The organism is Marinimicrobium sp. C6131 (assembly GCF_026153455.1).
Taxonomy (GTDB): Bacteria; Pseudomonadota; Gammaproteobacteria; order Pseudomonadales; family Cellvibrionaceae; genus Marinimicrobium.
This window is the reverse complement of record NZ_CP110629.1, coordinates 1,970,093-1,984,941: the sequence shown is the minus strand read 5'-3', so window position 1 is coordinate 1,984,941 and position 14,849 is coordinate 1,970,093. Positions and strand designations below refer to the sequence as shown.

The 14,849-nt window shown below is 59.2% G+C and carries 11 protein-coding genes; all 11 read left to right on the top strand.

Features of this window, described 5'->3' with window-relative positions:
- Positions 1-12: 12 nt before the first annotated feature.
- The 11 genes from murD to secA all read left to right on the top strand — a co-directional run bounded on the left by murD (position 13) and on the right by secA (position 14,819).
- Positions 13-1,356, top strand: a complete 1,344-nt coding sequence (gene murD / locus OOT55_RS08535) for a UDP-N-acetylmuramoyl-L-alanine--D-glutamate ligase (RefSeq protein WP_265368667.1) — start codon at positions 13-15, stop codon at positions 1,354-1,356.
- The gene (gene ftsW / locus OOT55_RS08530; RefSeq protein ID WP_265368666.1) at positions 1,353-2,570 is read left to right on the top strand and encodes a putative lipid II flippase FtsW; all 1,218 of its coding nucleotides are present in this window, start codon (positions 1,353-1,355) and stop codon (positions 2,568-2,570) included. The genes murD and ftsW overlap by 4 nt, the downstream gene beginning before the upstream one ends.
- Positions 2,567-3,670 (top strand): undecaprenyldiphospho-muramoylpentapeptide beta-N-acetylglucosaminyltransferase, encoded by a 1,104-nt coding sequence (gene murG / locus OOT55_RS08525; protein WP_322113835.1) that lies wholly within the window; start codon positions 2,567-2,569, stop codon positions 3,668-3,670. Before ftsW ends, murG begins: the two co-directional genes overlap by 4 nt.
- A 28-nt stretch (positions 3,671-3,698) precedes the next feature.
- A complete protein-coding gene (gene murC / locus OOT55_RS08520) occupies positions 3,699-5,087 on the top strand; it encodes a UDP-N-acetylmuramate--L-alanine ligase (protein ID WP_265368807.1) in 1,389 nt (462 codons plus the stop codon).
- 15 nt (positions 5,088-5,102) lie between these two features.
- Positions 5,103-6,065 (top strand): D-alanine--D-alanine ligase, encoded by a 963-nt coding sequence (locus OOT55_RS08515; protein WP_265368665.1) that lies wholly within the window; start codon positions 5,103-5,105, stop codon positions 6,063-6,065.
- Positions 6,062-6,880, top strand: a complete 819-nt coding sequence (locus OOT55_RS08510; protein WP_265368664.1) for a cell division protein FtsQ/DivIB — start codon at positions 6,062-6,064, stop codon at positions 6,878-6,880. Before OOT55_RS08515 ends, OOT55_RS08510 begins: the two co-directional genes overlap by 4 nt.
- A 34-nt stretch (positions 6,881-6,914) precedes the next feature.
- Positions 6,915-8,150, top strand: a complete 1,236-nt coding sequence (gene ftsA / locus OOT55_RS08505) for a cell division protein FtsA (RefSeq protein WP_024460821.1) — start codon at positions 6,915-6,917, stop codon at positions 8,148-8,150.
- 65 nt (positions 8,151-8,215) lie between these two features.
- Positions 8,216-9,388 (top strand): cell division protein FtsZ, encoded by a 1,173-nt coding sequence (gene ftsZ / locus OOT55_RS08500; protein WP_265368663.1) that lies wholly within the window; start codon positions 8,216-8,218, stop codon positions 9,386-9,388.
- A gap of 396 nt (positions 9,389-9,784) precedes the next feature.
- Positions 9,785-10,696, top strand: a complete 912-nt coding sequence (gene lpxC / locus OOT55_RS08495; RefSeq protein ID WP_265368662.1) for a UDP-3-O-acyl-N-acetylglucosamine deacetylase — start codon at positions 9,785-9,787, stop codon at positions 10,694-10,696.
- Positions 10,697-11,046: 350 nt separating this feature from the next.
- A complete protein-coding gene (locus OOT55_RS08490) occupies positions 11,047-11,985 on the top strand; it encodes a M23 family metallopeptidase (RefSeq protein WP_265368661.1) in 939 nt (312 codons plus the stop codon).
- Positions 11,986-12,092: 107 nt separating this feature from the next.
- Entirely contained in the window at positions 12,093-14,819 is a 2,727-nt protein-coding gene (gene secA / locus OOT55_RS08485; protein WP_265368660.1) for a preprotein translocase subunit SecA, read from the top strand.
- Positions 14,820-14,849: the final 30 nt, after the last annotated feature.

The following is a 14,849-nucleotide window of genomic DNA, read 5'->3' as shown; positions in this document are numbered from 1 at the left end:
GAGCGAGAGACTGTGCCGCAACTGATCGCGTCAAGCTGTGAAACCGCCATCGTGGGCGCCGGTGTGACCGGCGTTTCCGTCGCGCGTTTTCTGGCGCGCCGGGGCCAGGCGTTCACCTTGCTGGATACTCGTCCGGAGCATCCCCAGCGCGAGGCGCTGGAGCGGGAGTTTGGTGCTGAACGTATCCAGTTCGGCCCTCTGGATGTGGCGCTGCTGAGCCGGGTGGAAGAAGTGGTGGTCAGCCCCGGTATCGCGATGAGCACGCCCGAATTACAGCAGGCGCGCAATGCCGGCGCTCGTCTGGTGGGTGACATCGAGTTGTTTGTGCGTTTTGCCAAAGCGCCGCTGATCGCGATTACCGGCTCCAACGCCAAGAGCACGGTCACGACGCTGGTCGGGGAAATGGCCCGGGATGCCGGTGTTCGTGTCGCGGTCGGTGGCAACCTGGGAACGCCGGCTCTGGATCTGCTCGATGACAGCATTGAGCTGTATGTGCTGGAGCTGTCGAGTTTTCAACTGGAAGGTGTGAGCAAACTGAGCGCCAAAGTGGCCACGGTACTGAATGTCAGCGCCGATCACATGGATCGCTATCCGAACATGCCGGCCTATCATCAGGCCAAGTTGCGGGTTTACTTCGGCGCGGAACAGGTGGTGTACAACAGCCAGAGTGTGTTGACCCAGCCGCCGATGAGTGTCAATGCGATACCGATCACCTTTGGCGGTCGACCGGAGTTTCATCGGTTCGGTGTAGCCGAGCACGAAGGCGAGCCGTGGTTGTACTGGCAGCTCGAGCCTCTGATGCCGGCGAGCGAGCTGAGAATCAAGGGACGACACAACATTGATAACGCCCTGGCGGCGCTGGCGCTGGGTCATTCGGCGGGTTTTTCGCATGAGTCCATGCTTAACACCTTGCGTCGCTTCCGCGGCTTGCCTCATCGGTGTGAATGGGTGGCGGAACATGACGGTGTCGGGTACTACAACGACTCCAAAGGCACCAACGTGGGGGCCGCCGTGGCGGCGATCGAAGGGCTGGCGCCGGCCACGGGAAAAATTGTGTTGATCGCCGGTGGCGATCCCAAAGGCGCGGACTTTACCGAGTTGCGCAAGCCGGTTGAACGCTGTGTTAGAACACTGGTACTGATCGGCACCGCCGCCGAAGAAATGGCGACGGTGCTCGGCGATCTGACCGACGCGATCCGCGCGGACTCCATGACGGATGCCGTGCGCAAAGCCAGCGCCGCAGCACAGGCAGGCGACGTGGTGCTGTTGTCACCGGCGTGCGCCAGTTTCGATATGTTCCGCAACTATCAGGATCGGGGCGAGCAATTCCGTCGGGCTGTGGAGGCGCGACTATGATCGGATGGCTCAAGCAGCAGTGGGAAGAGTCGATCGCGGTTTTCCGCGGCGGCGCCGACGGCGTGTTGATTCTTTTGTGGCTCGGTCTGCTCAGCATCGGTCTGGTAATGATCGCCTCCGCCTCCATTGCGTTTGCGGCGGAAACCTATGGGGACCCTTGGTTCTTTACCAAGCGGCATCTGGTGTATCTGGTGATGGGGGTGGCGGTCGCGGCTCTGGTGGTCGCGGTGCCGGTGCGCTTTGCCCAGCAGTACGCCGGCTGGTTGATGGTGGCAACCTTGGGGCTGCTCTGTCTGGTATTGATCCCGGGGATTGGCCGGGAGGTGAATGGCGCCCGTCGCTGGTTGGACCTCGGGTTGATTTCGGTACAGATCTCTGAGGTGGCCAAGGTCGCCGCCGTTCTGTTTTTTGCCAGCTTTTTTGCCCGGCGGCATCAGGAGTTGTACACGGGCTGGCAGGGCTTCGTTAAGCCGGTGTTGGTGCTGGGGTTGATGTGTCTGCTGTTGTTGTTCCAGCCGGACTTCGGCAGTGCCGTGGTGTTGGCCAGCGTGGTTCTGGCCATGATGTTTATCGCCGGCGTCAAACTCTGGCACTTCGGGTTGCTCGGGGCGGCGGCCGTGGCCTGTCTGGCGGCGCTGGCGGTCTACTCGCCCTACCGGATGACGCGTCTGGTGACGTTTCTGGATCCCTGGTCCGCCCAGTTTGGCTCCGGTTATCAACTGACCCAATCCCTGATCGCCTTCGGTCGGGGCGAATGGTTTGGGCTCGGACTCGGTAACAGCCTGCAGAAACTGTTTTATCTGCCGGAGGCCCACACGGATTTTATTGCCGCCATCATGGCCGAGGAATTTGGACTGATCGGCCTGGTGGTGATGCTCGGTGTATTTGCGGCGTTGATCGTGCGGATTTTTGCGATCGCTCGCGCAAGCCTGACGGCCAACCGGCTGTTTGCGGCGTTTGCCTCCTACGGTGTGGCCATATTGTTCACCTTCCAGGTGTTCATCAATGTCGGCGTTGCGGCCGGTTTGCTGCCCACCAAGGGGCTGACTCTGCCGTTCATCAGTTACGGCGGCAGCAGTTTGCTGATTGGCTGCGCGCTGATCGGCTTTGTGATTCGGGTGGATTGGGAACAGCGCCAGGCGGTTCCGGTATCGCGCGTGCGCACCCGGGTCAAGCCGGTGTCGGTGCGCTCGGAATGGCGGGAGGCAGCATGATGACTTCAGCCTCCCGTAAAAAAGCCTTGATTATGGCCGGCGGCACCGGAGGTCATGTGTTTCCGGCGTTGGCGGTGGCGCGTGAGCTTCAGGCGCAAGGCGTCCAGGTGGCCTGGTTGGGCACCGCCAAAGGTATTGAGGCCCGGCTGGTTCCGGAGGCGGGTATTGCGCTGCACTTTTTGTCGGTGCAGGGCGTGCGGGGGCGCGGTGCGGCCGGTCTGTTGAAAGCGCCGTTCCTGATTCTCGCAGCCATTGGTCAGGCGTTTTCGGTCATCCGGCGTTTCAAGCCGGACGTCGTGGTGGGGTTTGGGGGGTTTGCGTCCGGCCCCGGCGGCGTCGCCGCCAGACTGTTGTGGAAGCCACTGGTGATACATGAGCAGAACGCCATCCCCGGAACGACAAATCGTTACCTGTCGCCGCTGGCCCAGTGCGTTCTCACGGCGTTTCCGACCGGCCTGAAAGGGGCTCGGGTTGTGGGCAACCCGGTGAGGCGTGAATTGGCGGCGGTGGCGGCCCCAGCGGAACGGCTCAGAAACCGGGGAGATCAGCCTTTGCGTCTTCTGGTTCTGGGCGGCAGTTTGGGAGCGCAGGCGATCAATGAGCAGGTGCCGGACGCACTCGCCCGGCTTGCTCCCGAGATTCGCCCGATGGTGTGGCATCAAAGTGGTGCAGCCCATCTGGAAGCCACCCGGACCCGCTATGAAACCCTGGATGTGGACGCCCGGGTGGATGCGTTCATCGATGATATGGCCGAGGCGTATGCCTGGGCTGATTGGGTGATCTGTCGCGCTGGTGCTTTGACGGTGTCGGAACTGATGACGGTGGGACTGGCCGCCTTGTTGATTCCGTTCCCTCACGCCATTGACGATCATCAGACGCACAATGCGGCCGTGTTGGTGAATGCCGGCGCTGCACTGGCGGTCTCTCAAAAGGATCTGGATGGCGAAAAGCTGGCGGCGCTGATACGGGAAGAGTTTGCCCAGCGGAATCGCTTGCGCACCATGGCTGAACGCGGCCGCCAACTGGCACAGCCTGAGGCGGCGCGAGTGGTCGCCGAGCACTGTATTGCCCAAACCGGTATCGAGGTCAATCGTGGATAAAGCCATTCAATATTACGAAGTTCCGGAAATGCGCCGAATCCGACGCATTCACTTTATCGGCATCGGCGGTGCGGGTATGAGTGGCATTGCGGAGGTGCTGATCAATCAGGGCTACGAGATCACCGGCTCCGATCTGAAAGCCTCAGGCACCACCCGTCGCCTCGAGGCGATGGGCGCAACAGTGTTTATCGGCCATCGCGAAGAAAACGTGGTGGATGCGCACGTTGTGGTCAACTCCAGTGCGGTGAAAGCGGACAATCCGGAGATGGTCGGTGCCCGAGAGCGGCGCATACCCATCGTGCGACGCGCCGAGATGCTCGGCGAACTGATGCGTTATCGCCACGGTATCGCGGTTGCGGGAACTCACGGCAAAACCACGACGACCAGTCTGATGGCCTCAGTACTGGCGGCGGGAGGACAACACCCGACGTTTATCATCGGCGGGTTGGTCAACAGTGCGGGCAGCAATGCGCAACTGGGCGCAAGTCGCTACCTGGTGGCGGAAGCCGATGAGAGCGATGCGTCCTTTCTGCATCTGCAGCCGATGGTGGCCGTGGTGACCAACATCGATGCCGATCACATGGATACCTACGGGGGTGACTTCAATCAGTTGAAGCGCACCTTTATTGAATTCATTCACAACCTGCCGTTCTATGGGCTGGCCGTGTTGTGCGGGGATGACCCGGTAGTGCGCGACATCATTCCATCGCTGTCCCGTCCGATACTGACCTATGGATTTGAAGCGCATTGTGACTTCCGGGCGATCAATGTCAGCAAGGACAAAATGCAGACCCGGTTTGAGGTCGAGCGTCCGGACCACAAAGTGCCACTGGCCATCGAGCTCAATATTCCCGGGTTACACAATGTGTTGAATGCCACCGCCGTGGTGGCGGTTGCCACGGATGAGGGGTTGAGCGATCAGGCCATCCAGGATGGGCTGAAACATTTTGCCGGGGTGGGTCGCCGTTTTCAGGTATACGGTCACTACCAGGTGGAGAGCGGTGAAGCGATGCTGGTGGACGACTACGGACATCACCCGCGCGAAGTGGCAGCGACCATTGCCGCCATCCGCGATGGCTGGCCGGAGCGTCGGTTGGTAATGGTTTACCAGCCGCATCGCTATACCCGGACCCGGGATCTGTACGAGGACTTCGTCGACGTCCTGTCATCGGTCGATGTGCTGGTGTTGTTGGAAGTATACAGCGCCGGAGAAGATGCCATTCCGGGGGCGGATGGTCGCCATCTGAGCCGAAGCATCCGCATGCGCGGAGCGGTGGAACCGATCTTTGTTGAATCGGTGGATGATGTGCCCGATGTGATTCGGGATATCGTCAGGCCGGGAGATATTGTGATTACCCAGGGCGCCGGTAACGTCGGCGCCCTGGCCGGTGAACTCGCCCGGCGCAAATTGCGCTAGACCCATGAGGTATTGATGGACGTGAACAACGAACAACACAGCACAGTGTCCGCCGAGTCCGCCGGGTTTAACCCGGGCCGGGTGGGCGTGTTGTACGGCGGCACCTCGGCCGAGCGGGAAATTTCCCTGCAAACCGGAGCCGCGGTGTTGGAAGCACTGCGCCAGTCGGGTGTGGATGCTGTGGGAATTGATATCGGGGCCAACGCCATTGCCCAATTGCAGGCAACGCCCATGGATGTGGCGTTTATTGCGCTGCACGGTCCCGGCGGTGAAGACGGTCGCATTCAGGGCGTGCTCGAATACATGGGTATTCCCTACACCGGCAGCGACGTATCGGCCTCGGCGCTGGCGATGGACAAACTGCGCAGCAAACAGCTGTGGGCCGGCATTGGTTTATCGACGCCGGAGTTCGCAGTGGTCAACGCCGACAGCGACTGGGAGCAGGTACTGAAAAATCTCGGGGGTGATGCCATTGTCAAACCCGCCCATGAGGGGTCCAGCATTGGTATGGCGCGGGTCCAGAGTGGCGCCGAGTTGGCGGAGGCCTACCGGGAAGCGGCCCAGTACGACGGCAGTGTGCTGGTCGAGCGGTTGATTACCGGCAGTGAATACACCGTGGCCATTCTCGATGGCGAGGCACTGCCTCCCATCAAGCTGGAAACGAACCACCGGTTCTACGATTACGACGCCAAATACCTGGCTGACGACACGCGCTACCTGTGCCCCTGTGGCCTGGATGCGGAGCGCGAGCAGGGACTCAAGTCTCTCGCCCTGCAGGCATTCAACAGCCTCGGCTGTCGGGGTTGGGGACGGGTGGATGTGATGGCCGATCAGTTGGGGAACTTCTATTTACTGGAAGTGAATACGGTGCCGGGCATGACCAGCCATAGCCTGGTGCCGATGGCGGCGAAGGCAGCCGGTCTGAGTTTCGCCGAGCTGGTGGTGCGAATTGTGCGAGCTTGCCAGAAGGAGTCATGAAGTCCGGGCCAGTAAAACGGATCCCGGGGCAGGCAAGGGTGACGCCGCGTGGCGCCACACGCAAGAGCCAGCCCCTAAGGGACTGGGCGAAGTGGCTCCAGGGAGGGCGCCGGTGGGTCGGTCCGGTACTGTTGTTGGCGGCGCTGATCGGCGCGGGAAGCTGGATCGCCGAACCGGTCGCCGGCTGGCTGAACCGGCCGGTCGCCGAGGTGAGCGTAGAGGGAACGTTCCGCTACCTGAGTCGTGAGCGGATCGAAACGCTACTGAGTGAACAGTTGGGGGAAGGATTCCTGCAGTTGGAACTGGCGGCGATCAAGGGCGCACTGGAAGCAGAGCCCTGGGTGGCCAGGGCGGCACTGACACGACGTTGGCCGGATGTGTTGCACGTAAGAATTATTGAAGAGGAACCTATCGCCCGCTGGGGAGAGGTCGGGTTCCTGGATCGCGGAGGCAACATTATTGCCGTCGATGATCAGTCGGCATTGGAGCATTTGCCCCTGCTGGCCGGGTCGGATCCGGATGCGGTGGCGATGATGGAGCGTTACCAGGATCTGGCGCAGTTGCTGCGTCATCGGGGACTGAGTATCCAGTCTCTGAGAAGTGACCGGAAAAATGCCTGGCGTCTGACGCTCAGTGACGGCGTCACTCTGGTCATCGGTCGGGATCAGGTGTTGGAAAAAATACAGCGATTTGCCAAGGTCTATGATCGGCAATTGAGCGAACGCTGGGGCGAAATAGAGCAGGTGGATTTACGTTATCACAATGGGGTGGCGGTCGCCTGGAAAGCACAACGGGAAGATACAGAAACGCAATGATGGAAAACTGTGACATGCAAAAGAGGTTCGCATAATGGCCCATGTAGCTGACAGCAAGATGATTGTCGGTCTGGATATCGGTACATCCAAAGTCGTCGCTATAGTCGGTGCCATTACTCCCGAGGGCGAATTGGAAGTGGTGGGTATTGGCTCGCACCGCTCCAGCGGACTCAAAAAGGGTGTGGTGGTGAATATCGAGTCGACGGTGCAGTCCATTCAACGGGCGATTGAAGAGGCGGAGCTGATGGCGGGCTGCCAGATTCATTCGGTGTATGCCGGTATTGCCGGCAGCCACATTCGCAGCCTGAACTCGCACGGCATCGTGGCGATCAAGGACCGGGAAGTCTATCCCCAGGACCTGGAGCGGGTGATTGATGCCGCCCAGGCAGTGGCCATTCCGGCGGACCAGAAGATCCTGCATATTCTCCCGCAGGAATTCCTGATCGATGATCAGGAAGGCGTCAAAGAGCCCCTGGGCATGTCCGGGGTGCGTCTGGAGGCCAAGGTACACCTGGTGACCTGCGCCGTGAATGCCGCGCAGAATATCGAGAAGTGCATCCGGCGCTGTGGACTGGAGGTGGAAGACATCATTCTCGAGCAGCTCGCCTCAAGCTTTTCGGTGTTGACCGAGGATGAGAAAGAGTTGGGTGTCTGCGTGGTGGATATCGGTGGCGGCACCACGGATATCGCGGTGTTCAAGGAAGGGGCGATACGTCACACCGGTGTGATTCCGATTGCCGGTGATCAGGTGACCAATGACATCGCCATGGCGTTCCGCACACCGACGCCGCACGCGGAAGAAATCAAAATCAAATACGCCTGTGCTCTGGCGAAGCTGACCGGTCCCGACGAAACCATCAAGGTGCCGAGCGTGGGCGATCGCGAACCGAGAGACCTGTCCCGGCAGGCGCTGGCTGAAGTGGTCGAGCCGCGCTACGACGAACTGTTCACCCTGGTGCAGGCGGAGCTTCGACGCAGTGGCTTTGAAGACCTGATTGCCGCCGGCATCGTGCTGACCGGGGGGACCGCAAAAATGGAAGGGGTGGTGGAACTGGCCGAGGAAATCTTCCATATGCCGGTGCGATTGGGCGCGCCGCAGAACACGCGCGGTCTCAAAGATATTGTCAACAACCCCATTTATTCAACCGGCGTGGGCTTACTGCAATACGCCATCAAGCAACAGCAAGAGGGGAGGGCCATCACGCATGTCCGAGACAACGACGACTCCTGGTTCGGTCGCTTGAAAAAACTGTTTCAAAGTCATTTTTAAATAACCGTTTGCTCATTCTGTTAATTCAATAATTTTTAATTTGGTAAAGGAAAAGGGGAAATACTATGTTCGAGCTCGTAGACAACATCCCGCAAAATGCCGTGATTAAAGTCATTGGTGTCGGTGGTGGCGGTGGCAATGCCGTCAAGCACATGATCGACAGCAACATCGAGGGCGTGGAGTTCATCTGCGCCAATACCGACGCACAGGCGCTCAAGGACATCGACTCGCGCACCGTACTGCAACTGGGTCACAGCATGACCAAAGGCCTGGGCGCCGGTGCCAACCCCGAAGTGGGCCGTCAGGCCGCCATGGAAGACCGTGAGCGCATCGCCGAAGTATTGCGCGGTGCCGACATGGTGTTCATTGCAGCCGGCATGGGTGGCGGTACCGGCACCGGTGGTGCACCCATCGTGGCGGAAGTGGCCCGGGATCTGGGTATCCTCACGGTTGCCGTGGTGACCAAGCCGTTCCCCTTCGAGGGCCGCAAGCGCATGGTCGTCGCCGACGCCGGCATCAAGGAGTTGCAGGAACGGGTCGACTCACTGATTACCATCCCGAATGAAAAGCTGCTCTCGGTGCTGGGCAAATCCACGAGTCTGCTGGATGCTTTCAAGGCCGCCAACAACGTCCTGCTGGGTGCTGTTCAGGGCATCGCCGACCTGATCATCCGTCCGGGCATGATCAACGTCGACTTCGCCGACGTCCGCACAGTGATGTCCGAAATGGGCATGGCCATGATGGGCACCGGCCACGCAACCGGTGAAAACCGGGCCCGCGAGGCGGCTGAGGCGGCCATTCGCAGTCCGCTGCTGGAGGATGTCAATCTGCAGGGCGCGCGGGGCATTCTGGTCAATATCACCGCCGGCATCGATCTGTCGCTGGGCGAGTACTCCGAGGTGGGTAATACCATCGAAGAGTTCGCCTCCTCCGATGCCACCGTGGTTGTGGGTACCGTGATTGATCCGGAAATGTCGGATGAACTGCGGGTTACCGTGGTGGCCACGGGCCTGGGTGTGGCGGCAAAGGAAGAAAAGCCCGCCGGTAAAACGAAAGTGGTGGTAGACAACACCCGCCGCAAGAATACCGGTGAAGTGGACTACAGCAGTTACGAGCGCCCCACGGTCATGCGCCAGAATGCCCAGGCGAGCGGGCAGGCAACCGCGACCGCACCGGCCACAGAGAAGGAGCTGGAATACCTGGATATCCCGGCCTTCTTGCGCCGTCAGGCGGACTGACAGACTTGAGTCAGTCTCTGGCGTATTGTTGGAGGCGGCCCAATAGTCTGAGGCAATGAAAGGAATTGTGAACTATGTATAGAACCTTTGCCCTGGTTGTTGTCATAGTTCACGCCCGTCGCAATCGGCAAGCCGGGTCGGCTACAGGCCCGGGCGCCGGTTGCGCGGAGAGCGGTCAGGACCTGGTTGTGGAAGTGTGATCTGTGTCACGGATTGCAACGACGGAAGGTCTGTAAACCGTTAAAAGCGGTAAATGTCACCAAATTGGTGCGTGTTCATCGCTATTTCAGTAGTGACTGAAATGAAAAATTGTTACAATTGCGTCCTTTTTACAACTCGGCAGCAGCGCCTCACAAGGGTGCGAATGCCACAGCCAAAGGTGGGCTACTCAGGGTAATGATCAGACAACGCACGCTAAAAAATGCCATCCGGGCCACCGGTGTTGGCTTGCACACCGGTCAGAAAGTGTATCTGACCCTTCTGCCGGCACCCGCGGATGCCGGAATCGTGTTCCGCCGGGTTGATCTGGATCCGGTCGTTGAGATCGAAGCCAAAGCCGAGAACGTCGGCGATACCACGCTGTCCACGACTCTGGTCAAGGGCGATGTGCGGGTGTCCACGGTTGAGCACTTGCTGTCGGCGATGGCAGGGCTCGGTATTGATAATGCCATCGTTGAGGTGAGCGCGCCGGAAGTCCCGATTATGGACGGTAGCGCCGGTCCGTTCGTTTTCCTGATCCAGTCCGCTGGTATTCAGGAGCAGGCGGCGGCCAAGAAGTTCATCCGGATCAAGAAGCCGGTGACGGTCGAAGAAGGCGATAAAGTGGCCAGTTTCCTGCCGTTCGACGGTTTCAAGGTCACCTTCTCCATCGACTTCAATCATCCGGTGTTTGAGGGTCGTAACCTGCAGACGTCCGTCGACTTCTCCAGCACCTCTTTTGTGAAAGAGGTCAGCCGGGCCCGTACCTTCGGCTTTATGCATGAAATAGAGTATTTGCGCTCAAAGGGGCTGGCCAAAGGTGGTAGTGTCGATAACGCCATTGTGGTGGATGACTACCGGATCCTGAACGAAGACGGTCTTCGTTACGAGGATGAATTCGTCAAACACAAGGTGCTCGATGCCATTGGGGATCTGTATCTGTTGGGGAACAGCCTGATTGGTGAGTTCCGGGCCCACAAATCAGGTCACGGCCTGAACAACAAATCCCTGCGCCAGCTGATCGCCCAGCGAGATGCCTGGGAAGTGGTGACGTTTGACGATGAGAGCACGGCGCCGATCTCTTATATGAAGCCGTTACTGGCGGTATAGTTGGCGGGGCGATGCTCGCCAACTCTGCTTTGTCGGAAAGGCCGCGCTGGAGACAGTGCGGCCTTTTTGTTATGGCGCAACAGGGCCAAATATCCGAAAAGTTGGTAATTTAGTGCTTTATATGCCATATTTGGCGATTGATTCTGGGCTTGGCGCTTCCTGTTGAACGGCCAAAACTCCTTAAATAAGATAACGCATTGAAATTCATGGATTTTTCTTTGGTTGGCGATGCTGTTTAGTACCGACGGCTATAAGCGAACCAAAATTAGACGGATTTGATATAGATAATCGGCATAAAATGCCGATTAGTACTGTGCAATCCGGACACAAAAACGGGTAGTATCCGCTTCATGAAGATCATCATTGTCAGCAAACAGCACGGTCAGACGCGCAGCATCACCTTGGGTGGCTGGACGCGTGCGCTGCTGTCCATCTGCCTGCTGGGTATGCCGGTTACGGCGGCGGGGGTGTTGGGCGCGCAGTGGCTGAACTCGCTGAATGGCAATAGTGACGTTTTTACGGCCGAGTCCCGGCGAGCCTGGGAAGCCACTCTGGCGGAGCAGCAGGCCCAGGTTGAAGAAACCCGTGAGCATGCCCGTTCCCAGGTGGCCGCCCTGACTCTGCGGGTTGCCGAGCTTCAGGCCCGCCTGATGCGCCTCGATGCTCTGGGAGAGCACCTGACCAGCCTGGCGAATCTGGATGAAGGCGAGTTCGACTTCAGTCAGCCGCCCGCCTTGGGTGGCCCGGAAACCGCCACGATTGGTGACCCTTACACCCCCCCCGATTTCATCAGCGTGATCGATCAGCTTTCCAATCAGATCGAGAACCGTGAGCAGCAATTGGCCACATTGGATGCGCTGCTGGCCAAGCGGAAGTTGCAGGACGATATTTTTATCGCCGGGCGTCCGATCAAGAAAGGCTGGATGTCCTCGCGCTTTGGCCGTCGCACCGATCCGTTCACCGGGCAGGTGGCGTGGCACGGCGGTGTGGATTTTGCCGGCAAGGATGGCTCCGAAATCATCTCTGTCGCCGCCGGTGTGGTGACCTGGTCGCAAGAGCGCCACGGCTACGGCCAGATGGTTGAAATCAACCACGGCAGTGGTTTTACCACACGCTACGCGCACAACAAGGAAAACCTGGTCAAGGTCGGTGATGTGGTCAAGAAAGGCCAGGTCATCGCTCTGATGGGCTCCAGCGGCCGTTCTACCGGCCCTCACGTGCATTTCGAAGTGTACAAAAACGGTCGAGCGGTGGATCCGGCGACCTATATTCATCGCGCCAGCCGTTAATTTCCCTCCCTCCCGCTTGCTTTCGCAAGCCACATTCGGTTTACTCGTCGGTTTTCCGACGAGGTGACAGTCGTTCACCCGCAAATTGCTCAAGTACGGTAATAACAATGATCGGTAAATTAGTGAAGTCCCTGTTCGGCTCGAAGAACGAGCGCGAATTGAAGCGTATGCGCAAAACAGTCGCCAAAATCAACGAGATGGAAAGCGATCTGGAAGCGCTCAGTGATGAGGCCCTGGCGGCCAAGACGACGGAGTTCAAACAGCGCTTTGAACAGGGGGAAACCCTGGATCAACTGCTGCCTGAGGCATTTGCTGTGGTTCGTGAAGCCAGTAAGCGGGCTCTGGGATTGCGTCACTTTGACGTCCAGATGATCGGGGGGATGGCGCTGCACGAAGGCAAAATTTCCGAAATGCGTACCGGTGAGGGTAAAACCCTGGTATCCACTTTGCCCTGTTACCTGCATGCTTTGACCGGCCGCGGTGTCCACGTAGTGACTGTGAACGACTACCTGGCGTCCCGGGACGCCGCCTGGATGGGCAAGGTCTACCAGAAGTTGGGTATGACGGTGGGCGTGATCCGCTCCATGCAGCCCTCCGCCGAAAAGCGCGACGCGTACGCGGCGGACATTACCTACGGTACCAACAACGAGTTCGGCTTCGATTACCTGCGCGACAATATGGCGCTCAGCCTGAAGGATAAGGTCCAGCGGCCGCTGAACTTTGCCGTGGTGGACGAGGTGGACTCGATCCTGATTGACGAGGCGCGTACGCCGCTCATTATTTCCGGCGCGGCGGAGAACAGCTCCGAGCTGTATATGCGCATGTGCAAGCTGATCCAGAACCTGAGCCCCGTGCCGGAAGAGGGAGCGGACGGCGATTACACCGTTGATGAAAAAAGCCGCCAGGTAGAGCTGACCGAGCAGGGACACCAGAAGGTGGAAGACCTGTTGTCACGGTCCGGGCTGCTGCCGGAGGGTGAGAGCCTGTACGCGGCCACCAACCTGAACCTGCTTCATCACGTCAATTCCGCCCTGCGCGCCCGGGCGCTGTTCCGCCGCGATGTTGAATACATTGTGCAGAACAACCAGGTGGTGCTGATTGATGAGCACACCGGTCGCACCATGGCGGGCCGTCGTCTGTCCGAAGGCCTGCATCAGGCCATCGAGGCCAAAGAGGGCGTGCCGATCCAGAGCGAGAGCCAGACGCTGGCCTCGACCACCTTCCAGAATTACTTCCGCCTGTATCCGACGCTGTCCGGTATGACCGGTACCGCCGATACCGAAGCGTTTGAATTCCGGGAAATCTACGGCCTGGATGTGGTGGTCATTCCCACCAACAAACCCAAGCAGCGGATCGATCTGAACGATGTGGTGTATCTGACGGTGGAGGAGAAGTACGACGCCATCGTCGAGGATGTCAAAAAGTATCAGGAGCAGAAAGCACCGGTGCTGGTGGGTACCGCTTCGATCGAGACCTCCGAGGAAATGTCCAACCGGTTGAAGAAAGCCGGCATTGAGCACCAGGTCCTCAATGCCAAGTACCATGAGCAGGAAGCGGAAATCATCGCCCAGGCCGGTCGTCCGGGGGCGGTGACCATCGCCACCAACATGGCCGGTCGGGGTACCGACATTGTGCTCGGCGGCAACTGGGAAGCGGAAGTCGCCAAGCTGGAAAACCCGACCGATGCCCAGATCGAGCAGATCAAAAGCGAGTGGAAAAAGCGTCACGAGCAGGTGATTGAGGCCGGCGGTCTGCATATCATCGGTACCGAACGCCATGAATCCCGCCGGATCGACAATCAGTTGCGTGGCCGGGCGGGCCGTCAGGGTGACCCGGGGGTCACCCGTTTCTACCTGTCCATGGAAGACAGTCTGATGCGGATTTTCGCCTCAGACCGGATCCGGGGCTTTATGCAGGCCTTGGGGATGGAGAAGGGCGAGGCGATCGAGCACCGCATGGTGAACAACGCCATCGAAAAGGCCCAGCGCAAAGTCGAAGGGCGCAACTTCGACATCCGTAAGCAATTGCTGGAGTTTGATAACGTCGCCAACGACCAGCGCCAGGTGGTCTATCAGCAGCGCAACGAGCTGCTGGAGGCTGAATCCATCACGGACACCATCAACTCGGTGCGCTTCGATGTGGTGGACGAGATCATCAGTGAACATGTTCCGCCGCAGAGCCTGGAGGAGCAGTGGGATGTGCCCGGCCTGGAGAAGCGTCTGGAGCAGGAGTTCGGGCTGCGTCTGCCGGTGGCCAAGTGGCTGGATGAAGACGACCAGTTGCATGAAGAGAAGCTGCGCGAAAAAATCCAGACCGAAGTGCAGGGTGCCTACGACGCCAAATGTGCACGGATCGGGCCGGTGATGACCGAAATCGAAAAGCAGGTGATGCTGCAGGTATTGGACAATGCCTGGAAGGAACAACTGGCCAACATGGATCACTTGCGCCAGGGGATCAACCTGCGTTCATATGCGCAGCGCAACCCGAAGCAGGAATACAAGCGTGAAGCGTTTTATCTGTTCCAGAGCATGCTGGATAAAGTGAAGCATGAGGTGATTCATCTGCTGGCCCGGGTTGAGCCTGTGACCCGGGAGCAGATGGAGGAAATGGAACGCAAGCGGCGTGAAGCTCGGGAGCGGCAGAAGATGCAGCTGCAGCACGATGAGGTGTCCGCACTGGGTGGTGGTCGCCAACAGGCGGCAGAGCAGCCGGCGGGCGAAGGTGAGCCCGGCGGCCAGCCATTCGTGCGCGACGGACGCAAAGTGGGCCGCAACGATCCGTGCCCATGCGGTTCCGGCAAGAAATACAAACAGTGTCACGGTAAGTTGAGCTGATAGGATAGCGTGACGGCCCTCGGTGCCATA

What these genes read in the sequence shown, in the direction of transcription:
- ftsW (WP_265368666.1), top strand. Translation starts at nt 1,353, where the DNA reads ATGATCGGATGGCTCAAGCAGCAGTGGGAAGAGTCGATCGCGGTTTTC.
- murG (WP_322113835.1), top strand. Translation starts at nt 2,567, where the DNA reads ATGATGACTTCAGCCTCCCGTAAAAAAGCCTTGATTATGGCCGGCGGC.
- murC (WP_265368807.1), top strand. Translation starts at nt 3,699, where the DNA reads ATGCGCCGAATCCGACGCATTCACTTTATCGGCATCGGCGGTGCGGGT.
- OOT55_RS08515 (WP_265368665.1), top strand. Translation starts at nt 5,103, where the DNA reads ATGGACGTGAACAACGAACAACACAGCACAGTGTCCGCCGAGTCCGCC.
- OOT55_RS08510 (WP_265368664.1), top strand. Translation starts at nt 6,062, where the DNA reads ATGAAGTCCGGGCCAGTAAAACGGATCCCGGGGCAGGCAAGGGTGACG.
- ftsA (WP_024460821.1), top strand. Translation starts at nt 6,915, where the DNA reads ATGGCCCATGTAGCTGACAGCAAGATGATTGTCGGTCTGGATATCGGT.
- ftsZ (WP_265368663.1), top strand. Translation starts at nt 8,216, where the DNA reads ATGTTCGAGCTCGTAGACAACATCCCGCAAAATGCCGTGATTAAAGTC.
- lpxC (WP_265368662.1), top strand. Translation starts at nt 9,785, where the DNA reads ATGATCAGACAACGCACGCTAAAAAATGCCATCCGGGCCACCGGTGTT.
- OOT55_RS08490 (WP_265368661.1), top strand. Translation starts at nt 11,047, where the DNA reads ATGAAGATCATCATTGTCAGCAAACAGCACGGTCAGACGCGCAGCATC.
- secA (WP_265368660.1), top strand. Translation starts at nt 12,093, where the DNA reads ATGATCGGTAAATTAGTGAAGTCCCTGTTCGGCTCGAAGAACGAGCGC.